Raw genomic sequence first — 23,463 nt, 5'->3', positions numbered from 1 at the left:
TCATCGCGGACGGCCGTGCGGTGTCGACACGCGGATAGACTGCAGACGTGAAACTCGTTTCACCACAGAACGACTCGGCGAACGGGGACTCGGTGCCCGCCGGCCTGCTGCGGATCGAGGACTGCCTCGACGCGGAGGGCGATATCGCGCTGCCTCCGGGTGCAACGCTGACGTCGCTCATCGATCGCAACGTCGTGCACCTCGGCGATTCGGTCGCGTACCGCTACCTCGACTTCACCCGCTCCGAGCAGGGTGAGGCCCTCGAGCTGACGTGGCGGCAACTCGGCACCCGAATGCGCGCCATCGGCGCCGAGCTGCAACGCATCGCCGCCCGCGGCGAGCGCGTCGCGGTACTCGCGCCGCAGGGCCTGGACTACGTCACGGGCTTCTTCGCCACCGTGAAAGCGGGGCTCATCGCCGTGCCCCTGTTCGCACCCGAGCTGCCGGGGCACGCCGAACGCCTCGACACCGCGCTGCACGACGCCCGCCCGTCGGTGATCCTCACCACGTCGTCGGCCGCCGGCCGGGTCCGCGAGTTCCTCGCAGACGTCGCACTCGACCCGGCGCCGGCGGTGCTCGACATCGACCGGATTCCCGATGCGGCCTCCGAACGGTTCTCCGAGGTCGACATCGATCTCGCCGACGTGTCGCACCTGCAGTACACCTCCGGCGCCACCCGGCCGCCGATCGGCATCGAGGTGACGCACCGGGCGGTCGGCACGAACCTGATTCAGATGATCCTGTCCATCGATCTGCTGGACCGGAACACCTGCGGGGTCAGTTGGCTGCCGCTGTACCACGACATGGGCTTGTCGATGATCGGGTTCCCCGCGGTGTACGGCGGGCACTCCACGCTGATGTCGCCCACGGCGTTCGTGCGGCGGCCGCAGCGGTGGATCACCGCGATGTCGGCGGAGGGCAGAGTGGGCAAGGTCGTCTCCGCCGCACCGAACTTCGCGTATGAGTGGGCCGCGGCGAGAGGTCTGCCCGCCGCGGGCGACGACGTCGATCTCGGGAACGTGGTACTGATCATCGGCTCCGAGCCCGTGAGCATGGCCGCGATCGACACCTTCACCGAAGCCTTTGCGCCATATGGCTTGTCGCCGACTGCCATGAAGCCGTCGTACGGCATCGCCGAGGCCACCCTGTTCGTCGCGACCATCGCACCCGACGCGCGACCCGCGGCGGTGTTCGTCGATCGGGAGGCGCTGAACGCGGGCACCGTCGTGCCGGTGCCCGCCGACCACCCCGGCGCCGTGGCGCACGTGTCCTGCGGGCGGCCCGCTCGCAGCCTGTCGTGCGTGATCGTGGACCCCGAGAGCGGCGCCGAACTGCCCGACGGACGGGTGGGGGAGATCTGGCTGCACGGCGACAACGTCGGGCGTGGCTACTGGAACCGGCCGGACGAGACTCGGGCGACGTTCGGCGCAACGCTGGCGGGCCGGACCGAACCGTGGCTGCGATCAAGCGATCTGGGGTTCTACCTCAACGGTGAGCTGTACGTGACCGGACGCATGGCCGACCTCATCACGACAGCGGGTCGACACCACTACCCACAGGACATCGAGCACACCGCCGCCGACGCCTCGCCCCTGGTGCGGCGCGGCTACGTCGCGGCGTTCGGTACCGCCGACGGCGTGGTGATCGTCGCCGAGCGCGCGACGGGCACGGCGCGCAGCGATCCCGCGCCCGCGATCGATGCCATCCGCGCCGCGGTGTCGATCGAGCACGACGTCGTCGCCGCGGACGTGCGACTGGTGCCCGCCGGCGCGCTGGCGCGAACCACCAGCGGCAAGCTGGCGCGCCGAGCCTGTCAGGCGCAGTACACGTCCGGCGTGTTCGGCTAGTCGCGGGGCAGCAGCGGGTTCGACGGCGCTGCTAGTTGTTCTGGATCATCGCGAGACACGTGCCGTAGTGCTCCTCGGTGCACGGGATGCCGTTGACGGTGCTGAGCGAGCCGGGCGTGTTCACGATCCTGGCGCCACCTGCCGCCGGGGCGGGCGCGATGGGGGCGCCCCCGCCGGCCGTACCGCCGCTGCCGCCGGGTGAGCAGACACCCTCCCAGCGGGTCGGGGACGTACCCCAGGGGCATTCCTTGGCGGCTGCGGGGGAGGCGCTGAGCACCGATCCGAACGCCACGGCTGCCGCGCATCCCAAGAGAACCATTCCGCGCTTGAGGGCCACCGCCACACTCCTTATCGTCACTCCCGACTGTGGACACCCTATCCTGCGGCGAAGCTCTCGGTGAGATCGACGCTTAACGGGAGCTGAACGGCTAGCGGGCGCTCCAGCCGCCGTCCATCGTGTAGGACGCACCGGTCACCATCCCGGCCGCGGGCGACGCCAGCCAGCCGACGAGTGACGCGACCTCCTCCGGTTCGACGAGACGCTTGACGGCGGACTCGGTGAGCAACACCTCCGACACCACGTCGTCCTCGGGGATCCCGTGCGCGCGCGCCTGATCGGCGATCTGCTTGGCGACCAACGGGGTGCGCACGTAACCGGGGTTGACGCAGTTGCTCGTCACACCGTGCCGGCCACCCTCGAGTGCGGTCACCTTCGACAGCCCCTCGAGTCCGTGCTTCGCGGTCACGTAAGCGACCTTGAACTCGGATGCTCGCAGGCCGTGCACCGACGACACGTTGACGACGCGGCCGAACCCGTTGCCGCACATGTGCGGTAGCGCTGCGCGGATGAGCAGGAAGGGCGCCTCGACCATCAGGGCGAGCATGTCCCGGAACTTCGCGGGCGGGAAGTCCTCGATGGCCGCGACGTGCTGCACCCCGGCGTTGTTCACCAGGATGTCAGTGCACAACTCCAGACTCTCGAGGGCTTCGACGTCGAGAAGGTCGAGCACCCAAGGGGTTCCGCCGATCTCGTCGGCCAACGACTTGGCCGCCGCGTCGTCGACGTCGACCACCGTGACATGCGCACCGCGGCTCGCCAGTTCGCGCGCACAGGCCGCCCCGATACCGCTTCCGCCGCCGGTCACCAGGGCGGTGCGCCCGTTCAGGTCGGTCATGCGCGTGCGGCGATCGCGACGTCTTCGGCGTCAGCGGCGTCGAGAGACCTGAGGTCGATGCCGTTGGTCTCGCGGGTGTACAGCACCGCCACGAGCGTCACGACACACGCGATCGCGAGGTAGATGGCCACCGGCACCGCCGAGTCGTAGATGTCGAGCAGCTTCACCGCGATGAGTGGTGCCAGCGATCCGGCCACGATCGAGGTGACCTGATAGCCAAGGGACACACCGGAATAGCGCATCCTGGTCGGGAACATCTCGGCCATGATCGCCGGCTGCGGCGCGTACATGAACGCGTGGATCACCAGGCCGAGCGTGACGGCTGCGGTGATCACCAGGTAGTTGCCGCTGTTCATCATCGGGAAGGCGAAGAAGCCCCACGTCGCTCCGAGAATCGCCCCGATCAGGTAGACGGGCCGGCGCCCGAACCGGTCGGCGAGGTGCCCGACGACGGGGACTATCGCGAAGTGCACCAGGTGTGCGACGAGCAGGTATCGCAGGATGGAGTTCGTGTCGGCACCGACCTGCGTCTTCAAGTACGTGATCGAGAAGGTGACGACGAGGTAGTACATGATGTTCTCGCCGAAGCGCAGTCCCATGGCGGTGAAGACGCCGCGCGGGTAGCGCTTGAGCACCTCGACGACGGACATCGACGTGGCCTTGATCCGCTCGGCTTCCTGCTGCGCCTCGACGAAGATCGGCGCGTCGGTGACCTTGGTGCGGATGTAGTAGCCGATGAGCACGACGACCGCGGAGAGCCAGAACGCGACCCGCCAGCCCCAGGAGAGGAAGGCCGCGTCGGATAGCGTTCCGGTGAGCACCAGCAGCACGATGGTGGCGAGCATGTTGCCCGCGGGCACGCCCGCCTGCGGCCAACTGGCCCAGAATCCCCGTTGCCTGTTCGGGCTGTGCTCGGCGACCAGCAGCACCGCGCCACCCCATTCGCCGCCGACCGCGAACCCCTGGATGAAGCGCAGGGTCACCAGGAGCCCCGGCGCCCAGTACCCGATCTGGCCGAACGTCGGAAGGCAACCCATCAGGAACGTCGCGACGCCGACGAGGAGAAGGCTGAACTGCAGCAGCTTCTTGCGGCCGAACTTGTCGCCGTAGTGCCCGAACACGACACCGCCGACGGGTCGCGCGACGAAGCCGACGGCGTAGGTGGCGAACGCGAGGAAGATCGCGTTCAACTCACTCGTCGTCTCCGAGAAGAAGATCTTGTTGAAGACGATTGTCGCCGCGGTGCCGTAGAGGAAGAACTCGTACCACTCGACGACGGTGCCCGCCATCGAGGCGGCCACCACCCGCTTGAGCCCGGTGGGGATGGGGGCTCTCATGGGCTTCTCCTCGTTGTGATGGGGAACACAGTCGAACCTGAGTATTGCTGCAGGTTCCCGGCACGAACAATGGCCAAACCTGCACCACACGTCTGCGAAAATGCAGATGTGACCGGTGGCATGCGACGTCTTAGTGCAGATGACCTCTTAGTCCTGCTGGCGGTCGGGCGATCGGGCCGCTTCGTCACCGCGGCCGACGAACTGGGCATCAACCACACGACGATCTCGCGTCGCATCGCCGCACTTGAGCGGGCCGTTGGCGGGCGACTGCTGGCTCGGGTCTCGGGCGGCTGGGAGTTGACGGATCTCGGGCGCGACGCCCTGGCCGCCGCCGAGGCCGTCGAAACGGCGATCGGCTCGCTGTCCGCACCCGGTGGCCGACGCGAACTCGCCGGCGTCGTCCGGATGTCGGCCACCGACGGGTTCAGCGCGTACATCGCCGCGCCGGCGGCCGCGTCGGTGCAGCGCCGACACCCGCGGGTCGCCGTCGAGATCGTCACGATGACGCGGCGAGCCACTCAGCAGCGGTCCGGCCTCGACATCGAGATCGTGGTGGGGGAGCCGCAGGTGCACCGCGCCAGGGCGATTCCGCTGGGCGAGTATCGACTCGGCTTGTACGGGTCGGTCGGCTACCTCGCCGAGTTCGGCACACCAGCGCACATCGGCGAACTGTCGCAGCACCCGCTGGTGTACTTCATCGACTCGATGCTCCAGGTCGACGACCTCGATCTCGCACGATCTTTCGGCCCGGTCATGCGGGAGTCCGTCACGTCGACCAACGTCTTCGTCCACGTCGAGGCCACCAGGGCCGCATCGGGTCTTGGCCTACTGCCGTGTTTCATGGCGGACCGGCACGCCGATCTGGTCCGCGTGCTGCCGGATTCCGTCGCGGTCGGGCTGACGTACTGGCTGGTGACGCGATCGGAGACGTTGCGCAGGCCCGAGGTCGCGGCGGTGGTCGACGCCATCGTCTCGCGGATGGCCGATCAGCATGACGAGTTGATGGGTACGGCGACGTCGGCGGAGGAACGCGAGTCGAGCTAGTCCTCCTTGCGGATCAGCTTCATCAGCGCCTCGTGGTCGGGGGCGAGCAACTCGTCGATGCGGGCCTGGTTCACATCGGCGACGATGATCTCGCCGACCTCCTGGTACACGTTGCTGAAGATGCCGTGCTTCTTCATCTTCTCGGTTTGGTAGATGTTGTCCTCGGTCGGCGTCACGTAGTACACGATCTCCGGCTTGAAGCGGTGGATCAGCCAGAGGTGGATGACGTCCATCAGGCGCTTCTTACGGAGTTTCTCCGAGAACGTGTTCTGGTCGCGGACCGTGAGGATGTTGCGGCCGTGCCGGTCCTTGATGGGGTCGACGACGACATTGGCCAGCGGATCCTCACCGTCGCCGAGGATCTGCAGGTCGAGAACATCGGAACCGGCCCGCCGCGGGCGCAGTTGCACGTGCAGGTTCTCGCCGATCTCGTAGTGCTCGCCCCACAGTGCCAGCCACTCCTCGAGCAGCTTCTTCGGCACCTCGGTCTGGACGAGGTGCTGGTGCTGCGTCGAGCCCTTGCCCATCGACTTCGTCGTCGCGGTCCGGCCCGACGAGGCCGCCAGCGCGGCATCGCTGCGGGGCCCGCCGACCAGCGTTTGCGGTGTGCGATAAGGCGATTCGACGAGGCGCATCTTGCGCTGCAGGCGAGCGAGCGCCAGCATGCCCTCCTGACGCAGCGACGTCGCGAACTCCTCACACGCGACACCGTCGACCTGGTGGCCGCCGTAGGTGATGAAGTTGAAGACGAACCCGAGCTTGCCGATCTCCTCGGGGAACGCCCGCATCTCGTCGTCGGTCATCCCGGTCGTGTCCCAGTTGAAGGACGGTGACAGGTTGTACGCCAGCATCTGGTCTGGGTACACCGCGTGGATCGCCTCGGCGAACTCACGGGCGTCCGCGAGGTCCGCGGTCTTGGTCTCCATCCACAGGATGTCCGCGAACGGTGCTGCCGCAAGCGATTTCGCGATCGCGTACGGAATGCCGCCGCGCACCTGGTAGTAGCCCTCCGGGGTCTTAGCGCGCTCGGCGTCCCACGCCGCGTCGGCACCGAGTTCTCGCGCCTTCTCCCGTGCCGTGTACAACGGCGCGGTCGCGGCGAAGGTGCGCCACTCGTCGGGCTTCATGGCGGGCGATTCACCCTCGCGGACACGGAATTCCAGCAGCTCCGCAACGGCCTCGCCGTACGTCTGCAGCCCCGAGTCGAGCTGCCACGCGTCGATGAACTTGGACTCGACGTCGTCGTAGACCGCGTCCACCGATGCGACCCGGCCGTCCAGCCAGCTCGCCGCGGCCTCGTCGATGACGGTGTGCAGGCCCTGCCGCTGCAGCCACGCGTCGGCGTTGGCGTACTCGCCCTCGGGTAGCGCGTAGAGCAGGTGGCCGTTGAGGTCGGTGGCACCGCGCTCGTAGAAGCGCCGCATCACCGCGAGGAAGCACGACTTGTACGACGGGATCTTCAGGTTGGTCGCGCCGAGGATGAACGGCTGGTCGCGCTCGTCGGCACGGCTGTCGATCAGGTTGGCGGCCTCGGCGTCGGTGCGCGCGACGATGATGCCGGGCACGCCCATGATGTCGAGTTGGAAGCGAGCGGTGTTGAGCCGCTTGAGCTGTTCGTCGGACGGCACCAGCACCTTTCCGCCCTGATGACCGCACTTCTTCGTGCCCGGCCGCTGGTCCTCGATGTGGTAGCCGGGAACGCCGGACTCGACGAAACGCCGAATCAGGTTGCGCACGTGGGGATCACCGCCATGACCGGTGTCAGCGTCGGCGATGATGAACGGCCGGTAGTCGACGGCTGGGGTGGCTGCCCTCTGCTCATCGGTCATCTGCAGGCGCAGGTACTGCTGGTTGCGGTCCGCGGTCAGCAGGGCGCGCACCAGGCCGGCGGCCTCGTCGGGCACCTGGCTCAGCGGGTAGCTCGCGAGGTCCGGTCCGGGATCCTCGCTGATCGACCCCTTGGCCGAGGTCGCCCACCCGCCGAGGTAGATCCCCTCGATGCCCATGCGCTTCATGACGACGGCCTGACCGGGGGAGTACGGACCGAACGTGGTGATGCTCTTCTTCTGAGCGAACAAGTCGCGCAGATGCGGGTAGAAGGCCTCCGCAGCCTGCCGCGCGATCGAGTAGTCGGACGCGATGGTGCCGCGTTGTTCGACGACCTGCCGCGCGCTGTAAAGCCGCGTGATGCCCTCGAATCGGGGGCTGTCGAAATACTTCTGGACGGCCGCGACGGCTTGCTCGAACGGTGTTTCGGCGGTGGGATCGGCTTCGACGGCCATAGTGGCGCGCTCCTCGTTGAGCTGGAAAGTGAGGAGACCGAGTCTACGGCGATGAGTGCCCCGCTCGTGGCCGGTCTACCTGACATGACGCTGAAGAAGAGCCGGGTGTGGTCGGTGGTGCACGCCGAGCGGGCAGCACTCGTCGAGGACCTCCGCGATGTGCCCGACGACGCGTGGTCGACGCCGTCGCTGTGCCGTGGGTGGTCGGTCCACGACGTGGTGGCCCATCTCGTCGACACCGCGAAGACGTCGCGGCTCGGCTTCGCGCGGCGGATGATCGCGGCGGGATTCGACTTCGACGGCGACAACGAGCGCGGAATCGCCAGGGAGCGAGGGGCCACTCCCGGCGCGACGCTGGCCGCGCTGCGTGCGGCCGTGCCGCTCACGCTGACCCCGCCGGCGCCGCGCCCTACGCGACTGGTGGAGGCGTTCGTCCACGGCGAGGACATCCGCAGGCCGCTGGGTATCGACGCCGACTATCCGGTCGACGCCGTCGCGGCGGCGCTCGCCTACCAGGCCAGGGCGTCCACCGCAATGGGCGGTGGCCGCGACCTCGTCGCGGGTCTGCGGCTCGTCGCGACGGACTGCGCGTTCGAGTTCGGCGCCGGCGCCGAGGTGCGAGGCCGGGCGATCGACCTGCTGCTGGCGGCGTCGGGACGGATCGGCTGGCTGGCGCGAACTCGTGATCGGTAGCCCTCGCACGCGCGTGTACTTCCGGGCATGACTACGAAGCAGAGACTCGGGCGCCTCGCCGCCGGAGCACTGATGACGCTCAGCGTCGCCGCGACCGGCTTCGGCATGGCCGGCGGCGCCGCGCAGGCCATGCCCGCCACGCCGTTCCCGCAGGGGTCCTGGCCCGGCTGTCCGGAGGACAGTCCCGAGGGGCCGTGCCGCTGGTGCCCCGGCGATCCACCGGTACAGACCGGCAACCTGCGGATCAACCCGGTGGTCTGGGACGAGAACGTCTGCCACACGTACTGGTACGTGTACCACGGGCAGGGCAACGTCGCCGACAACATCTTCGAGGGGGACACCCCGCCGGCCCCGCCGCCACCGCCGCCGAACCTCACGCCGCCGCTGCCGCCGGGGTGGTGCTGGTCGTTGTTCATCCCGACTCCGTGCCCGTAACGATCTGTCCGACTCGTCGCGTAGAATCGAACACATGTTCGAGTCGAAGAGTGCGCGGGAGTTGATCGACACGATCACCGCGCGTGCTCGGGCGTCGGCGGCTGCGGATGCGGAGAGGTACGCGGCGATCGCGGAGTTGGCGCGGCGCCGGCTGCGCGACGGCGTGGAGCTCGAGGACGCCGCCGCCGATGCCGTCGACGGGGCGGCCGCGGAGATCTCGGCCGCGTTGAACATCGGTCACGGCCGCGCGCTCGGCGAGATCGAGATCGCGACCATGTTGCGCGACACGTTCCCGCGCGTGAACGCCCTGTTCCTGCAGGGCGTGGTCACCGGGCGGCGGGTCTGGATCCTCGCGAAGCGCACCGACCTCGTCGTCGATCCGGACGTGATGGCGCAGTTGGATCGGGTGCTGGCCGATCGCATCGTCAGGTGGGGTCCGGTCTCGGAGTGGAAGTTCGAGCAACTCGTCGACGCCGAGATCGCCCGCATCGATCCCGCCGCGGTGCACCGGGTCCGCGAGCAGGTCCGGGACCGCGACTTCGTCGTCGGCCGCCACGACGGCTCGGGCACCGTGGCCTACTGGGGTCGGATGGCCGGCCCCGACGCCGCGATCGCCGTCACCCAGATCCGGCGGATGGCGCGCAGCGTGTGCCCCGACGACCCCCGCACCCTCAAACAGCGCCGTGGTGACGCGCACGCCGCGCTGATGGCCGGATCCACCGTCCTGGCGTGTCGATGCGGCAACCCGGACTGCGCCGCCGCCACCGTCACCGACGCCGCGGCGAGCAGTGTGAGCATCCACGTCATCACCGACCGGGCCACCCTCGACACCGCCCTCGCCACCAGTGGCGCGGCCGAGTCCGATCTGCACGGCCCCCGCACCGTGGAAGGCGAACTCGACGAGATCATCGACGAGGTCGAGGAGGACGCCCAGCACGACGCCGACACCCGCACCGACGACCACGTCGAGGAACCACCCGTCCCCGACCCCGGGCCCGAGTCACGGCCCCTGGCGATCATCCCCGGCCACGGCGTCGTCCCCCCGCCCCTGCTGGCCGACCTCATCGCCCGCGGCAGCAGAGCCCGAGCGATCCGAATCCCGACAGCCGACCCCGACACCGGCTACCGTCCCTCGGCGGCCACCGATCACTTCGTCCGCCTGCGCGACCTCACCTGCCGGGCACCGGGCTGTGACCGGCTCGCCGAATTCACCGACATCGACCACACAGTGCCGTATCCGGCCGGGCCGACGCATGCCGGTGGCCTCAAGTGCGATTGCCGAAAGCATCACCTGATCAAGACGTTCCACGCCGGGTGGTCGGAGGTCCAACTTCCCGACGGGACGGTCATCACCACCGCGCCCACCGGGCACACCTACACCACCAAGCCCGGCATCACGCTGCTGTTCCCCGACGCCGACGTCACCACCCCCGCACCCCAGCCCACCCGGCCACCACCGCCCAGCCCGTACCGCTCCATGATGATGCCCCGCCGAAAACGCACCCGCGCCCAAGCCAAGGCCCAACGCATCAACGCCGAACGCGCCAAGAACCTGCACGACGACGAACCCCCGCCCTTCTGATACGGGGGAGTATAAGGTGATTACGTCTGCTAAATAAGTGGGCGAATGCCTTGAGCGCGGGAGCCGTGAACATGACCTTGATCAAGTCCGCCCTGTCCGCCGTCGCGGTCGCGCTGGTCGCCGGCGCCATCGGCGCCGGAGTGGCCAACGCCGAGCCTGCGCCGTTGCCACCGCCCGGACCCGCCGAGGTGCAGGGTGATCCCGCCCCCGCACCGATCGAGCTCGTCGGCGAACCGCCTGCCCCGAACGCTCCGCGCAAGCCCGCCGAGGTCTGGAACAACAAGCCGGTCGTGTGGACATCGATGTGGGGTGGCCGCTGGGGAGTGTGGATCAACGGCGCGTTCATGCCGCTGACGTCGAACGTCAACACCAACGGCGGCTAGTGGCTCAACCGCCGCTGTCCGACGACGGTCACCACGTGGTGATCGACGGCCGGCGGTGGCGTGCGACGGACCCGGCGATCCCCGAGGAGCGGCGCGCCGAACTGGTCCGCATCCTTATGTCCTGGCGGCGAGAAGTGCGTGCCACCAAGGGAACCGAAGGCGAGGCCGCAGCGCGCCGGGGCGTGCAGGCGGCGAAGGTCGCACTGGGGGAGCGCGGCAGCCCACCGTGGTGGGAGCAGACGGACGAACAACGTCGCGACCGCTGGCAGGCGGACCTGGCTGAGCCCGCGGGGTAGCCCTCAGACCCCGGCGGGCACCTTCTCCTCGGAACCGGCCGTGCGGAGCACCTGACGCAGCGCGGTGAAGTCGGAGATCGTCTTGGTCGCGACGGTGGCGACCGGGCGGGCATTGCGCCCGGTGGCCTCCTTCTTCGACACCATGACGACGCTGTCGACGTACGGCTGGATCGTCGTCGCGTTCTGCACGGTCGCCACGATCACCAACTGGAAGCCGAACTTGCGGAACGCCTGCAGCGCCTGCTGAGCGAACTGCGGATCGGACTTCGAGAACGCCTCGTCGAGCATCAGCTGCGCGAACACCGGCCGGTTGTCGTCGCTGTCGGGGCTGGCGAGGTTGAAGCTCAGCGCTCCCGCGAGGCAGAACGCCATCAGCTTCTCCTGCTCGCCACCCGAGTTGTCACCGGCGTTGCTGTGCGTGCGGATCAACTCGTCCGAGCTGACGTCCCACTCGGCGCAGTCGAACGTGAACCGATTCCGGACGTCGAGTGCGTCGCGGGTCCAGGCCTTGTCCTCGGGCGCAGTGGACGCGAGCCGATTGCGCAGCTTCAGGATGTCGGCGTACTGGTCGAGGATCGCCTGCTTGTCACCGAGGCCGACCTCGGCGATACGGCGCGAGATCGCCCGGACGATGTCGGTGAGCTCGGCGACGGCGGTCAGGCTGCGCTGGGTGGCGCGCAGCGTCAGCCGGGTGCCCCGATTGAACTCGACCGAGCCCAATCCCGTGTTGACGCGGTCGATCTGCTCGCTGATCCGCCGGGTCTCCTGCTCGGCGACACGGTGCAGCGTGAGGATCGCGTCGGGTGCCTGCTCGGTCACCAGCCGCATCATCCGCTCGTAGGCCTCCGGCAACTCGCGCTCGTCGATGTGCCTGCACAGAGCCACGTAGTCGTGCACGCGCTCGTCGAAGATGTCGCTGTCGTTCGGGATCGCATCGGGGAACGCCGTGTCGAACGTATTGAGGATGCGAGCCAGCTCGTCGTATGAGCGCCTGCGACTTTCACGCAGCTGATCGCGTTCGCGCCGGATCGCGGTGAACACCGCCTCCCGGTGCGGTTCGGGGTGCAGCAGTTCCAGCGGCACCGGCACGTCGCCCGCGTAGCGGTGCAGCAGTTCCGTCAGCGGTTCCGACACGAAGTCCGGCGACAGCCGCTCCTCCAACTCCAGCAGCCGCGTCCGGCGGTCGTCGAGGTCGTCGCGCCGCGTCTGGATGGCACCGCGGCGGGTCATCAGCGCCTGGATCTCCTCCCAGCACTGGTCCGCGCGGGCGTTGAGCGCCTCGATGTCGGGATGGTCGGCGAGCAGCAGTTCGAACTGCTCGCGCAGCCGCTCGGCGTGGCCGTCGGCGGTCTCGGTGTCGATGTGGGTCCACTGCGGGAACTGGTCATTCAGGGCCTTGCACGCCGCCGCCCTGTCGCGCCACTGCTGCCGTTGGGCCGCGATGTCATCCGCCGCACGCCGCGCCGCCTGGTAGGCCTCTTCGGCTGCCGCCAGATCGACGGTCAGCGCGTCGATCTTCGCGGCGACGTCACCCTGGAAGATGTACTCGGACTGCCGCAGGGCACGTCGATCGTCCTTGATCGCGAGCCGGTCGGAGTCCTTGTACAACCCCGTGTCCGTGACGGCCCGGCGGTAGCGGGGGAACAGGTCGGGGTTGTCGACGCACACGTGATCGCCCGCCGATGCGACGATGTCGGCCGCTTCGGCAGCGCACACGTGCGTGGGATCGACCACGAAGAGCTTGCCCGCCAACGTGTTCGGGTCCGCCTCTTGCGCTTCGGCACCGACGAACTTGGCCCGCACGTGGTGCAGCTGCAACCTGCCGCGGATGTCGTTGGCGTTGACGAAGCGCAGCACCGCGGCGTGGTGCCGGTCGGGGACCAGCAGCCGCAGGCCGACCCCGCGCAGCACCTTCTCGACCGCCACCCGCCAGCGGTTCTGGTCGGGGCGCAGATCCATCAGCTCGGCCACGTAGGGCAGGTCGCCGGCATCGAGTCCGATCGCAGCACAGATCAAGTCGCGCATGGCGATCGCGGACTCCGGTAACGCCGACCCGACGTGTTCGACGCGCTTGAGCTCCTTGGCCGCGTCGTCGCGGGCCATCCGGGCCACCTTCTGTGCGTACTCCGCGTCGGTCGAGGACTCCTTGCCCCGGTCGAGCTTGGCGAGCAGTTCGGTGATCTCGGTGTTCAACTCCTCGCGCAGGTTCCAGAACTCGTCGGCCGTCTCGGGAACGTCGAGATCCTGCGCGGAGACCATCGTCTCGTACGTCGAGTACCGCCTGGACACCTCCTCGGCCTGGGCCTCGGCGGCGGCGACCTGGGACTGCAGCGGACCGATGCTCGCACTGGATCCGCTGATCTGCGCGTTCAGCGAATCGCCCTCGGCCTTGGCCAGATTCAGCTGACGGGTGACGTCCTCGTACTCGTTGCCGAGTTGGTCGATGGTGGCATCGAGCGAGGTGATCTGTCCGGGGATCTGCGCCAGCCGGACGTGGTCGGTGTACGCCCGCACCATCGGCGCGTCCACCAGGTCGATGATGCCGAGGTCCGAGGACTCCAGCGCGTAGCGCTGCTGAATGGCCTCGATGTCGCCGAGGATCTTCCGCTTGCGCTGTGCCACCGCGAGCAGTTCGCGGGCGTCGACCAGTGGGTCGATCTGCTTGAGCGCCTCCGGAAGCCGGGCCAGGCTGTCCGGCTCGTCGAGCATGAACTCGCGGACGAACTGCTCGAGACCGCCGACGCTCTTGAGCGATTTCGCCTTTCCGAGCAGCTGCTGAGCGGCATCCGACGCTCGGATGCCGATCGTGGCGTACAGCTGGGCGAGGTACTGGGACTCGACCTTTGTGGAGAAGCGCCAGTCGTCGGACTTGAACACGTTCGCGTCGAAACGGCCTGCGGCCCAACGATTGCAGACGTCCTCGATGTCGCGGTCACCGTCGGCCAGCACGAAGCGGCTCGAGGAGTCCGAGCGCGATTCGCCCGACAGCCACTTGAGCACCAGACCGGTGACAGTGCGCCCGGTGTTGCTGGTGTAGGTGACGGCGATGGCCGACCACGCGGTGCCGTCGCCGCGCAGGTACATGACGCGGCTCGTACCACCGTCGCTGCGCTGCCCCCAGGCGCCGCGGACGTACTTGTCGACGGTGCGCCTACCCGCGCTGGAACCGGCGGCGGTGTTGTCACCGGAGGCGTTGAAGTTGCGCCGGTTGAACGGCAGGAATCCAAGCGAGATCGCGTCCAGCAGTGAGGATTTGCCGCTGCCCGAGGCGCCGGCTATCAACGCGCCGCCCTCGCCGAATGAGATCGTGTGGTAGCCGTCGAAGACTCCCCAGTTGATGACCTGCAGACGCGACAGATGGAACTGCTCGGGCTCAGGCTTGGTCATCGTCACCGACATCCCCCTCCTCCTGCTCACGCGGCACCGCGGGGGAGCCGCCCGACATCAGCAGTTCGAACTGCTGTTGCAACTCGGTGATCACCGACGCCGTCATCACCGCGTTGATGACGGGACTGACGGTGTAGCTGTCCTCGTCGTCGCGGCTGCGGCGGAGGATCTCCAGCGATGCGAGCCGCGCGATCGCGGCGTCGATGCGCCCGGTGAACGTGACCGCGTCACGGTCGACGTCGTTGAGCACGCCGGAGAACAGGCCGTGCATCTCGTCGCGACTGATGAGCACGTGCTGGTCGCCCGTGGCTCGCATCATCTGCGCCAGGTGCAGTGCGAGGATCGAGTCGTAGGTTCCCAGCGGCTCGCGGCGCAGCAGTTTCACGCCGCGGGCGGACTCGTACCGCGCCTGCTCGACGAACGCCACTCCTTCGTTCTCCGAGGCACCGGCCACGATGCGCAGCATCAGGTCGAGTTCGGACAGACGCACGGCGAGCTGGCTGCGGTACTCCAGCACCCAGGTGTAGAGATCGCGCTCGGACTCGGCGCTGAGGTAGCGGCGGGTCAGGAGCTGCTGAAGTGCCCAGCAGGCGCGGTCGGGCAGCTCGCTGACGTCGCCGTCGAACCGCGGCCTGCGCTGCTGCGGCATGCGTGCCGTCTGGTCGACCTGGGGAAGCGCCGAGAAGCCCGCGTAGTCGGCCGACGTCGGCTTCTCCGTGGCGGTGTCGGTCATGAGGCAGCGGCTCCCTGCAGACTCGAGATGGGTTCGGTGAACACGAGTTTCGGTACCTCGATCGCGCGGTCGCGGCCGTCCACCGACTGGAACCGGACGGTGACGGATTCGGACGCCCGGTCGCCGTCGGGTTGCTTGAGCGCCCACGACCACAGCACGATCACGTGCCCGAGGTAGGCCGAATCGAGCATCGACACGGCGTCCGGCAGCGACAGCGGACCGTCGACGATGGCGGCGTTGATCATGTCCGACATCGCAGGCGCGTCGACCTGGGTGGTCAGCGCGGCGAAGCTGTCCAGGTCGACGTCACCGTGCGCGGCCTCGGCGGGTTTGGGGTTGGACAAATCGCCGATGCGGAAGCTGAGCGCGCCGACCGAGCTGATCGCGTGCCGGGCCAGCGGCAGCTCGAGATCGATGCGGGAGTCGACGAGCGACGTCTTCAGCAGCGCGCGGGCCGCCCCGATGGCGTCGTTGAGCTGGCGGGCGACACCGCGGCTCTGCTCGAGCGTGCCGAACGCGGTGAACCGCTTGACGCGCTGCGCGCACCGCTGCTGAATGCGCTCGACCTCGTCGATCTGCTGGCCGACCAGTTCGAAGAAGCCCGCCATCACCTTGCGCAGCTCGGGATCGAGCGCCGGGAGCGCCCCGGCGACCGCGGCGACGTCGGCCTCGAACTCCGCACGCTGGTCGGGATCGTTGATCATCCGCAGGAACGCCCGGTGCGAGTCGCGGCCCTGCGAGTCCCACGCGGCCTGGTAGTCGGCGTACATCCGGCGCTGCCGATCGCGGTACTCGACGTTCGAGTCGATCGGGTCGTCGAGCGCGGCGGTGGCCTGTTCGATCATGGTGCCGTACTGGCCGATGTCGGTGATCAGCCGTTCCATCTGCAGGGCGATCGCGCGGGCCTCGTCGTACGCGTCGGTGAGCTCGGCATCGGACGCGTGGTAGTCGTCGGTGCGCGACTCCAGCGTGTCGAGTTCGTCACGCAGCGCCGCGATCTCGGCCTCGATGCCCGCGCGCACCCTGGCGGGGTCGTTGCCGACGCGGATCGCGACCTGCTTCAGCCGCGCGGCGATGCCGTTGATGGATCCGCCGGTCGCGATGGTGTCCTGCCTGCGCATGCCCCGCAGGAAATCGAGCGCGCGGCGCGCCTCCTGAGTCAGGTAGCAGAGGTTGCGTTCGACGCCGGCGCGGTGGTCGGCGACCCGGTGCAGCCAGCCCTGGCTGGCCCACGACTTGATGAGCGCCAGACCGGTCTGCCCGTCGGGGTGGCCGAGTTCGTCGAGGTCGCGCTCGAGCCGGACCACCAGGTCGGTTTCGGCGACCACACCGCCGGCGAGATGGCGGTCCATCAGGGTGCCGAACAAGCCCAGGTTGCCGCTCGACAGCAGCCGGATCGTCGGCGAGGCCTGGATGTCGCGATTGGATTCGAGCAGGTCGGCGGCCGACATCACCACGTCGTCGTGCACAGGCCTCCTCGTCGTCGGTTCATGTCCGGGCCGCCCCACATTAGTCACGGACCCCGGCATCACCGACCCGACACCCCACGGTGGGGCAACTGAGTCGCAAGTGGTTGCCGGGGTGTGTACGCCGCCGTCACGGTTCCGGTGATTGCACCTGCACGGGCCGGGAAAACGGTCGTGATGATGAACGTGTCGGTGATCGAAACGTCGGGGCTGGGTGACCGGAGCTATCTCGTGGCCGCGGGTGGGCTGACCATCACTCACGTCCTGGAGACGGGGACGAGCAGAGTTACGTCGATCAGCTGCTGTCCGAATTAGCCGAGTTCCCGGCCATTACGCGCACATGGGTGTGATCAACCGCTCGGGGCCATCGGCGGCGGACCTGACTCCGCCCGCACCGCGCAGCCGTACGGCGTTCGCCGCGGGCCACCTTCCGGGCACGTACGGCTTCGAGTATTCGGATTCGTCCGTCAACTACCTCGGCTGGCTGTACGCGTGACGGCTAGGCCGACGCGTCGATGATCTTGATCACGAAGACGAGCGTGTCGCCGGGGTTGATGCCCGCGCTGGGCTGCCCCTCTGGGTAGCCGTCCGCCGAGGTCATGGCGACGGCGACGGTCGAACCGACCGTCTGACCCGCGATGGCCTTCTGGAATCCCGGCACGACCCGGTCCAGCCCGAAGTCGATGGGCTGGCCCTGCTCGTAGGTGCTGTCGAACACCGATCCGTCGCGGCCGTTGACACCCATGTAGCAGACGAGGACCTGTGCCGTCGGCGCGACGATCGGTCCCGTGCCGGCCTTGAGCGTGTGCACGACGGTCTCGGTGACGCTGAACGGCCCCTCGAACGTGACCGACGGCGCCGTCGTATCGGTGGGACCGGCGACCGCGACGCTGCCGGTGGCGCCCGCCTGCGTCCACTCGGGAGCCACGCCGGCAGCAGGTACGGCGGTCGGGCACGGGCTGTCGGCGGGCGGTGCGGGCGGGTCCGTGAGCCACGACGGGAGCGTCTCGGTGGCTGAGGGCGTGCTGGCGGTGGCCTGCGGCTCGGAGTCGGAGCCGCACGCGGAAAGCGTCAGGACCAGCGACGCAGCGCAGCCGGCGATCGCAAGAGAGGAGGACAGACGGGGAAACATCACGGCCGCCACGCTACAGCGGCCGCGACGATGAGTTCGCTGCACCCGCATGGTCAACACCGACATGAGTGCGACACCTTCACGAAGCGGCAACCTGCCGATCAACGGATTGGACCTCTACTACGAGGTGTACGGCGAGCTGGACGGGTTGAGGTCGCCGTTGCTGTTGATACCCGGCGCGTTCATGGCCGCCGACTCCATGCCGAGCTGGGTCGCCGCCTTCGCGGAGCAGCGCACCGTGATCGTCTTCGATCAGCAGGGGCACGGCCGCACCCCCGACACGTCGCGGGCCATGTCGTACGAGCAGTTCGGCGACGACGCCGCCGCACTCCTGCGCGCCCTGGGGGTGCGGCGCGCCGATGTGATGGGGTACTCGCAGGGCGGCGGGGTGGCGCTGCAACTCGCGATCCGGCATCCGGAGCTGGTGGGCCACCTGGTGTCGATGTCGGCGACCTTCCGCCAGGACGGCTGGTATCCGGAGGTGATCGAGGCGTTGGGTCGGTTGACGGCCGACCCGTTCATCGGCACACCGGTGCAGACGGCGTTTCAGGCGCACACCCCGGATCCGGCCGCGTTCACGACCTACATCGACAAGATGCGGGTGCTCAACCGCGACGACCAGAGCATCAGCGACGAACAGCTGCGGTCGATCTCGGCACCGACGATGGTCGTCGTCGGCGACGCGGACGGCGTGACGCTGGCGCACGCGGTGGCGATGTTCACGCTCCGTGGTGGCGGTGACGCCGACGCCGCGACGACCGGAGTGCTGAACGGCGTTCCGGCCGCCCGGCTGGCAGTACTGCCCGCGACGTCGCACATCGGCATCTCGGGGGAGTCGGACGTGGTGGTGCCGATGGTCACCGCGTTCCTCGATGACGTTGCGCCGGTGACGCCGGAGTTGTTCTGACCGCGGACCGACCAGATGGCGGACAGCGGGCGCGTCGGATGCCAACATTGTTGGGGTGGACGCCAGCTGTAGTGGCAGCGACCGGTCAACCGCGACGCGATCGGTGTGTGCACACTGCGGCGCGCAGTGCAGCGCCACCGGCAAGTTCTGCGGCGAATGCGGCGCGCGGCTCGGATCTTCCACCCGTTCGGCCGAGTACAAGCAGGTGACGGTGTTGTTCGCCGATGTCGTGCGGTCGATGGACATCGCGGCCACCGTGGAGATGGAGCGCCTGCGCGACATCATGACCGACGTCGTGGAGCGGTCGGCCGTCGTGGCGCGGCGTTTCGGCGGCACGGTGGAGTACAACGGCGACGGAGTGATGGCGATCTTCGGCGCGCCAATCGCCCTGGAGGATCATGCGATTCGCGCGTGTATGGCAGCTCTTGCCATCCAGGACGAGATGGCGCTGCTGGCCGCCGAGGTCCTGCACTGCGACGAGGTGACGCTGCGCGTACGGGTGGGGCTGAACTCCGGTCCCGTTATCGTCGGCGACATCGGCTCCGGATCGCTCGGGTACGCGGCGACCGGACGGCACGTCGGATTCGCGCAGCGAATGGAGGCGGCCGCGCCCGCGGGAGGGGTGATGCTGTCGGAATCGACCGCCCTGCTCGTTGAGGACAGCGTCGTGCTGGACGAACCGGAGTGGGTGGACGTTCGGGGCTGCACCGAACCGGTGCGGGCACGGCGGCTGCGGTCCGTGCGCCCCCGCCGGGCGAACGCCGGCCGTACGGAGGCCGATCTCGTCGGCCGGGACGCCGAGATGCGGGTTCTCGCAGGCCTGGCCGCCCGAACGATCGCCGGCCGTGGCGGCGTGGCGAACGTGGTGGGTTCGCCCGGCATCGGCAAGAGTCGACTGGCGAGAGAGACGGCCGCCAGGGCCTCCGAAAGCGGGGTCGAGGTCTGCTGGACATTCTGCGAGTCCCACTCGGCAGACGTCCCTTTCGGCGTGGTCGCGCAGCTGCTGCGGGTGCGCCTCGGTGTCGCCGAACTGGACAGGAACAAGGCTCGTAGCAGAGTGCGGGAGCAACTGAGCGGCGCCGACCCCGCCGATCTGTTGCTCCTCGACGACCTGCTCGGCATCTCCGGCCCCGACGAAGAACCACCGCAGTTCGACGCGGACGCGCGGCGACGTCGGCTGACTGCGATGATGAACGCCGCGTCACTGCGCCGCAGCCATCCGGCGCTGTTCATCATCGAGGACGCTCAGTGGATCGACACCGCGAGCGAGTCGATGCTGATCGACTTCCTCGCAGTGATTCCGCGGACCCCGTCGCTCGTGCTGATCACGTCACGCCCGGAGTACCGCGGGGCGTTCACACGACTACCCGACGCCCACACGATCACGCTTGAGCCACTGGATGATTCGGACACCGCGACACTCATCGGCGAGCTCGTGGGATCGGATCGCTCGATCGCCGAGCTGCGCCGGATGCTCGGTGAGCAGGCGGCGGGTAATCCGTTCTTCGCCGAGGAGATGGTGCGCGAGTTGGCCCAGCGCGGAGTACTGGCTGGCGAGCCCGGTCGGTACGTCTGCCGGGTCGACGTCGCGGATGTCGCCGTGCCCGCTACCGTGCAGGCGACCATCGAGGCCCGCATCGACAGGCTGAGCTCATCGGCGAAGCGGACGATGAACGCGGCATCGGTGATCGGCGTCCGGTTCGGCGTCGACCTGCTCGGCGCGTTGGGCCTCGAGGTCGAGCTCGACGAACTCGTGGGAACCGAGCTGATCGACCAGGTGCGCATCACCCCGAGCGCCGAGTACGCCTTTCGTCACCCGCTGATTCGCGCGGTGGCCTACGAATCGCAGCTGAGATCTGATCGCGCCGAGTGGCACCGGCGGCTGGCTGCTGCGATTCAGGACCGTGCACGGCTTTGTGTTGATGAGAATGCGGCGCTGATCGCCGAACATCTGCAGTTCGCAGGCGAGTTGCGCGCCGCCTATCGCTGGCACATGCGCGCCGGCGCGTGGTCCACCAATCGCGATCTTCCAGCCGCCCGGCTCAGCTGGGAGCGGGCGTACCGGATCGCCGATGCGTTGCCCGCAGCGGATGCCGACCAGCTGGCGATGCGCATCGAACCACGAACCATGTTGTGCGCCAGCGACATACATGCGCGTGAGGCTGAACAGAGCCAGGCCCGCTTCGCCGAGCTACGGCAGCTCTGCTCCGAAGCGGGAGACAACGTGTCGCTGGCGATCGGCATGTGCGGCCCGGCAACGGCCCTCATGTACGCCGGGCGTGCGAGGGAGGCGGCACGACTGTCCTCCGAGCAGATGGCGCTGATCGAGGCGACCGGTGACCTGACCCCCGCGATCGGGTTGGCGTCCGTGTCGTTCTGCACCTGGCTCGGCGTTCTCGAGTTCGGCGAGATCCTGCGCTGGTCGCAGATCATCGTCGAGCTGGCTGCCGACGATCCGAGACTGGGCGCCGACTACGGCGTGGCCTCCCCACTGGCGATCGCGTTGGGTTGGCGCGGAACCTCGCGATGGTTCCTGGGTCGCCCCGGATGGCGTCAGGATCTCGACACCGCCGTAGCCATGGCACGTCTCAGCAACCCGGAGACCCTCTCCGGCGCCATCGCGTGGACCTACGGCATCGGCGTCCAGTACGGCGCGGTGCGCGCCGACGACACCGTCATGCGCGCCGCTGAGGAGGCGGTGCGGACCGCGGTCGGAGCCAGCAACGATCGCGCACTGGGTCTGGCCGCCTACACCTGGGCCGTGGGACTGCTGCAGCAGGACTCCGACGCCGACCGGGACCACGGACTCGCGCTGATGTCGCAGGCCCGAGAAGTGTGGCTGCGGAGGTGCATTCGGTTCCTCATCCCGGTCACCGACGTCTGGATGGCGAAGGAGGCCGCGCGACGGGGCGACCGGGCTCCCGCCATCGCGACGATGCGCCGCGCCGTCGCCGAACTGCGCGAGGGGTACCCGTTCTACAGCGTGTGGGGCATCGGTGTTCTCGTGGAGACGCTGCTGACGAGCGGCGCTGAACGCGACGTCGCCGAGGCCGATGGGTTGGTCGACCGCCTACGGATCGCCTGGGGCGATCGCGGTTCGGCGATGATGGACATCACGATGCTGCGACTGTCGGCTCTGGTGACGCGCGCACGAGGCGACGGGACCGCTTACCGCAACGCGCTGCGGCGATATCGCGACACGGCGGAGTCGCTCGGCTTCGAAGGACATATCGCCTGGTCGGCTGCACTGGCTCAGTCGGTGTCCCCGGATTCGTCGTCGGACGATTCGTCGGCGGATGGCGGCTCGGTGTCGGAGGACGCTCCTACGGTCGCCGCCGACTGGGAGTCACCGACGGCAGGGGTGGCGATCGACGAATCCCGTACGACCGGCCGAGACGGCGGTGTCGGTTGTTCGGACGTCTCGGCCTCAGCGGACGGACCATCGCCGTCCGTGTGACCCGTTTCGGTCGCCTCGTGCGTCGCGGGCTCGAGAGTCCTCGACGAGTGCACCGGATCGGCATCGGGGTCCGGTGCACCGGACGCATTCTCCTCGTCGGGTCCGGCGTGCTCGGCGTCCTCGGCGGACACGGTGTCTTCAGCGGGCGCGGGGTTGACCGGCGGGAACAGCCGTGCCGGGGCCGGTTCCCAGGGCGGGATACTGCGGTCGTAGCCCAGTTCGACGATGGCCCGGAAGAACGGCTCGACGACGTCGATCAAGGGCTCCGAGACTCCAAGCATGCGCAGCGGCGCGAACAGCGGTAGGTCTCGGGTCTCGATGAAGTAGTAGCTGGTGTCGCCATGGGTTCCCTGAAACGCCGGAGACGATTGGGGGTCCTCTGGAAGGGCGAAATCGAACGGATTCGGGTGCAGGAAAAGGAAACCCAGCACTGCGTTCAGACTGGCTATTACGTTCAGCGGATAGAGCGGGAAGTCGGCGGCACCGTCGTACTGGCGAGTGATGACATCGGTCTGGAACTGGGTGTCGGTGGGCTCGGGCCCGTTGAAGGTCAGATCGAGGAACGGGATGTACAGCCCGGGGAACCGGGCGTTGAGCCCGCCGTTGGGAAGGTTGGTGTCGCCGCCGAGTACGAAGTCGATGTCGGGTGCCACCGTTCCCACCGGGTACTGCGCGGCGAGCCTGCGCTTCTCGATGACCGCAATGGCCGCTCCCTGGGAGTAGCCGTAGATCACCAGGTGCTCGTTCTCATAACTCGTCATCGCGGCCTCGAGGTCAGCCACCCCCGCCTGAATCGACTGATCGATCGTGCGGTCGAAGAGCCCCGACAGCTTCCACCACGGTTGATCCGGCCACCCTGCACCACCCGGTCCCCAGATCCCCTGGTCACCGATCGCGGCCCCGAGAAGCCGGAACACTCCCGTGACCGGCCAGTACTCCTCGGGCGTCGTGACCGCGACGTAGTCCATGTCCTGACCGGGATGCGTGGGTGCGAGGTACTTGGCGCGGACGGACTCCATCCAGTACTCATCGGGGGTGGGACACGTGCTGCCGCACAGGATCAGGGCCGTAGAGTCATTTGCCTCCGCGATAGCCGCGTTCGGCGCGATCGCCGCAGTTCCGAGCCCGAGCACGAACGCAAGCACTCCGACCCTTCCGATGCACATGGAAATTCTCATCGCCATCCTCCGTTTGGCTCGACTGGTTCTGCGAGGACATCGTCGATCCGCGACGAACCGACGACCTCAGTACCGGACCACCGCAATCCCGCCGTCGGTTGTGGGAACCACTTAAGCGCTGCGGAACCG

17 protein-coding genes and 2 pseudogenes are annotated in these 23,463 nt (G+C 68.4%); 10 read left to right on the top strand and 9 right to left on the bottom strand.

Features of this window, described 5'->3' with window-relative positions:
- Window positions 1-47: 47 nt before the first annotated feature.
- The gene (locus NM203_RS22800) at window positions 48-1,847 is read left to right on the top strand and encodes a fatty acyl-AMP ligase (protein WP_255062746.1); all 1,800 of its coding nucleotides are present in this window, start codon (window positions 48-50) and stop codon (window positions 1,845-1,847) included.
- 31 nt (window positions 1,848-1,878) lie between these two features.
- On the opposite strand, the gene NM203_RS22795 is transcribed toward NM203_RS22800, so the two are convergent.
- From NM203_RS22795 to NM203_RS22785, 3 genes are all read right to left on the bottom strand, one after another.
- Window positions 1,879-2,184 carry a hypothetical protein gene (locus NM203_RS22795; RefSeq protein WP_255062745.1) on the bottom strand — a complete coding sequence of 102 codons (306 nt, stop codon included), beginning with the start codon at window positions 2,182-2,184 and terminating at the stop codon, window positions 1,879-1,881.
- A 91-nt stretch (window positions 2,185-2,275) separates the two neighbouring features.
- Entirely contained in the window at window positions 2,276-3,022 is a 747-nt protein-coding gene (locus tag NM203_RS22790; protein ID WP_255062744.1) for a 3-hydroxybutyrate dehydrogenase, read from the bottom strand.
- Window positions 3,019-4,359: an MFS transporter gene (locus tag NM203_RS22785; protein ID WP_303625066.1), complete on the bottom strand. Its 1,341-nt coding sequence runs from the start codon at window positions 4,357-4,359 to the stop codon at window positions 3,019-3,021. Before NM203_RS22785 ends, NM203_RS22790 begins: the two co-directional genes overlap by 4 nt.
- A 69-nt stretch (window positions 4,360-4,428) precedes the next feature.
- Here NM203_RS22785 and NM203_RS22780 point away from each other — a divergent pair, with 69 nt between their 5' ends.
- Window positions 4,429-5,403 carry a LysR family transcriptional regulator gene (locus NM203_RS22780; protein WP_255062743.1) on the top strand — a complete coding sequence of 325 codons (975 nt, stop codon included), beginning with the start codon at window positions 4,429-4,431 and terminating at the stop codon, window positions 5,401-5,403.
- Here NM203_RS22780 and aceA read toward each other — a convergent pair.
- Entirely contained in the window at window positions 5,400-7,685 is a 2,286-nt protein-coding gene (gene aceA, locus NM203_RS22775; protein ID WP_255062742.1) for an isocitrate lyase ICL2, read from the bottom strand. The two genes, NM203_RS22780 and aceA, sit on opposite strands and share 4 nt — an antisense overlap.
- A 51-nt stretch (window positions 7,686-7,736) precedes the next feature.
- Here aceA and NM203_RS22770 point away from each other — a divergent pair, with 51 nt between their 5' ends.
- The 5 genes from NM203_RS22770 to NM203_RS22750 all read left to right on the top strand — a co-directional run bounded on the left by NM203_RS22770 (window position 7,737) and on the right by NM203_RS22750 (window position 11,074).
- Window positions 7,737-8,378, top strand: a complete 642-nt coding sequence (locus tag NM203_RS22770; protein WP_255062741.1) for a maleylpyruvate isomerase family mycothiol-dependent enzyme — start codon at window positions 7,737-7,739, stop codon at window positions 8,376-8,378.
- 27 nt (window positions 8,379-8,405) lie between these two features.
- A complete protein-coding gene (locus NM203_RS22765; RefSeq protein ID WP_255062740.1) occupies window positions 8,406-8,813 on the top strand; it encodes a hypothetical protein in 408 nt (135 codons plus the stop codon).
- A 34-nt stretch (window positions 8,814-8,847) separates the two neighbouring features.
- On the top strand, window positions 8,848-10,395 hold the full coding sequence (locus NM203_RS22760) for an HNH endonuclease signature motif containing protein (protein WP_255062739.1): 1,548 nt from the start codon (window positions 8,848-8,850) through the stop codon (window positions 10,393-10,395).
- A gap of 71 nt (window positions 10,396-10,466) precedes the next feature.
- Window positions 10,467-10,778: a hypothetical protein gene (locus NM203_RS22755; protein ID WP_255062738.1), complete on the top strand. Its 312-nt coding sequence runs from the start codon at window positions 10,467-10,469 to the stop codon at window positions 10,776-10,778.
- A complete protein-coding gene (locus tag NM203_RS22750; protein WP_255062737.1) occupies window positions 10,778-11,074 on the top strand; it encodes a hypothetical protein in 297 nt (98 codons plus the stop codon). The genes NM203_RS22755 and NM203_RS22750 overlap by 1 nt, the downstream gene beginning before the upstream one ends.
- Window positions 11,075-11,077: 3 nt before the next feature.
- Here NM203_RS22750 and NM203_RS22745 read toward each other — a convergent pair whose 3' ends face one another.
- From NM203_RS22745 to NM203_RS22735, 3 genes are read right to left on the bottom strand one after another with little or no spacing between them, the layout of a single operon-like run.
- Window positions 11,078-14,461 (bottom strand): ATP-binding protein, encoded by a 3,384-nt coding sequence (locus NM203_RS22745; RefSeq protein ID WP_255062736.1) that lies wholly within the window; start codon window positions 14,459-14,461, stop codon window positions 11,078-11,080.
- On the bottom strand, window positions 14,448-15,194 hold the full coding sequence (locus NM203_RS22740; protein ID WP_255062735.1) for a DUF4194 domain-containing protein: 747 nt from the start codon (window positions 15,192-15,194) through the stop codon (window positions 14,448-14,450). Before NM203_RS22740 ends, NM203_RS22745 begins: the two co-directional genes overlap by 14 nt.
- A complete protein-coding gene (locus NM203_RS22735) occupies window positions 15,191-16,645 on the bottom strand; it encodes a DUF3375 domain-containing protein (RefSeq protein ID WP_255063035.1) in 1,455 nt (484 codons plus the stop codon). The genes NM203_RS22740 and NM203_RS22735 overlap by 4 nt, the downstream gene beginning before the upstream one ends.
- A 290-nt stretch (window positions 16,646-16,935) precedes the next feature.
- On the opposite strand from NM203_RS22735, the pseudogene NM203_RS22730 reads away from it, so the two are divergent.
- Window positions 16,936-17,150, top strand: a pseudogene (locus tag NM203_RS22730) (MBL fold metallo-hydrolase); the annotation flags it as partial.
- Window positions 17,151-17,159: 9 nt separating this feature from the next.
- Here the strand turns inward: NM203_RS22730 and NM203_RS22725 are convergent.
- Window positions 17,160-17,792: an FKBP-type peptidyl-prolyl cis-trans isomerase gene (locus tag NM203_RS22725; protein ID WP_255063034.1), complete on the bottom strand. Its 633-nt coding sequence runs from the start codon at window positions 17,790-17,792 to the stop codon at window positions 17,160-17,162.
- A 64-nt stretch (window positions 17,793-17,856) separates the two neighbouring features.
- Between NM203_RS22725 and NM203_RS22720 the strand changes: the two genes are divergently transcribed.
- The gene (locus NM203_RS22720; RefSeq protein ID WP_255062734.1) at window positions 17,857-18,699 is read left to right on the top strand and encodes an alpha/beta fold hydrolase; all 843 of its coding nucleotides are present in this window, start codon (window positions 17,857-17,859) and stop codon (window positions 18,697-18,699) included.
- Window positions 18,700-18,754: 55 nt separating this feature from the next.
- Entirely contained in the window at window positions 18,755-22,156 is a 3,402-nt protein-coding gene (locus tag NM203_RS22715; RefSeq protein ID WP_255062733.1) for an AAA family ATPase, read from the top strand.
- Window positions 22,157-22,374: 218 nt separating this feature from the next.
- On the opposite strand, the pseudogene NM203_RS33365 reads toward NM203_RS22715, so the two are convergent.
- A pseudogene (locus NM203_RS33365) lies at window positions 22,375-23,124 on the bottom strand (PE-PPE domain-containing protein); the annotation flags it as partial.
- Window positions 23,125-23,463 lie beyond the last annotated feature (339 nt).

The organism is Mycolicibacterium arenosum (assembly GCF_024320865.1).
GTDB lineage: Bacteria > Actinomycetota > Actinomycetes > Mycobacteriales > Mycobacteriaceae > Mycobacterium > Mycobacterium arenosum.
This window is presented reverse-complemented; position numbering and strand designations above follow the sequence as displayed.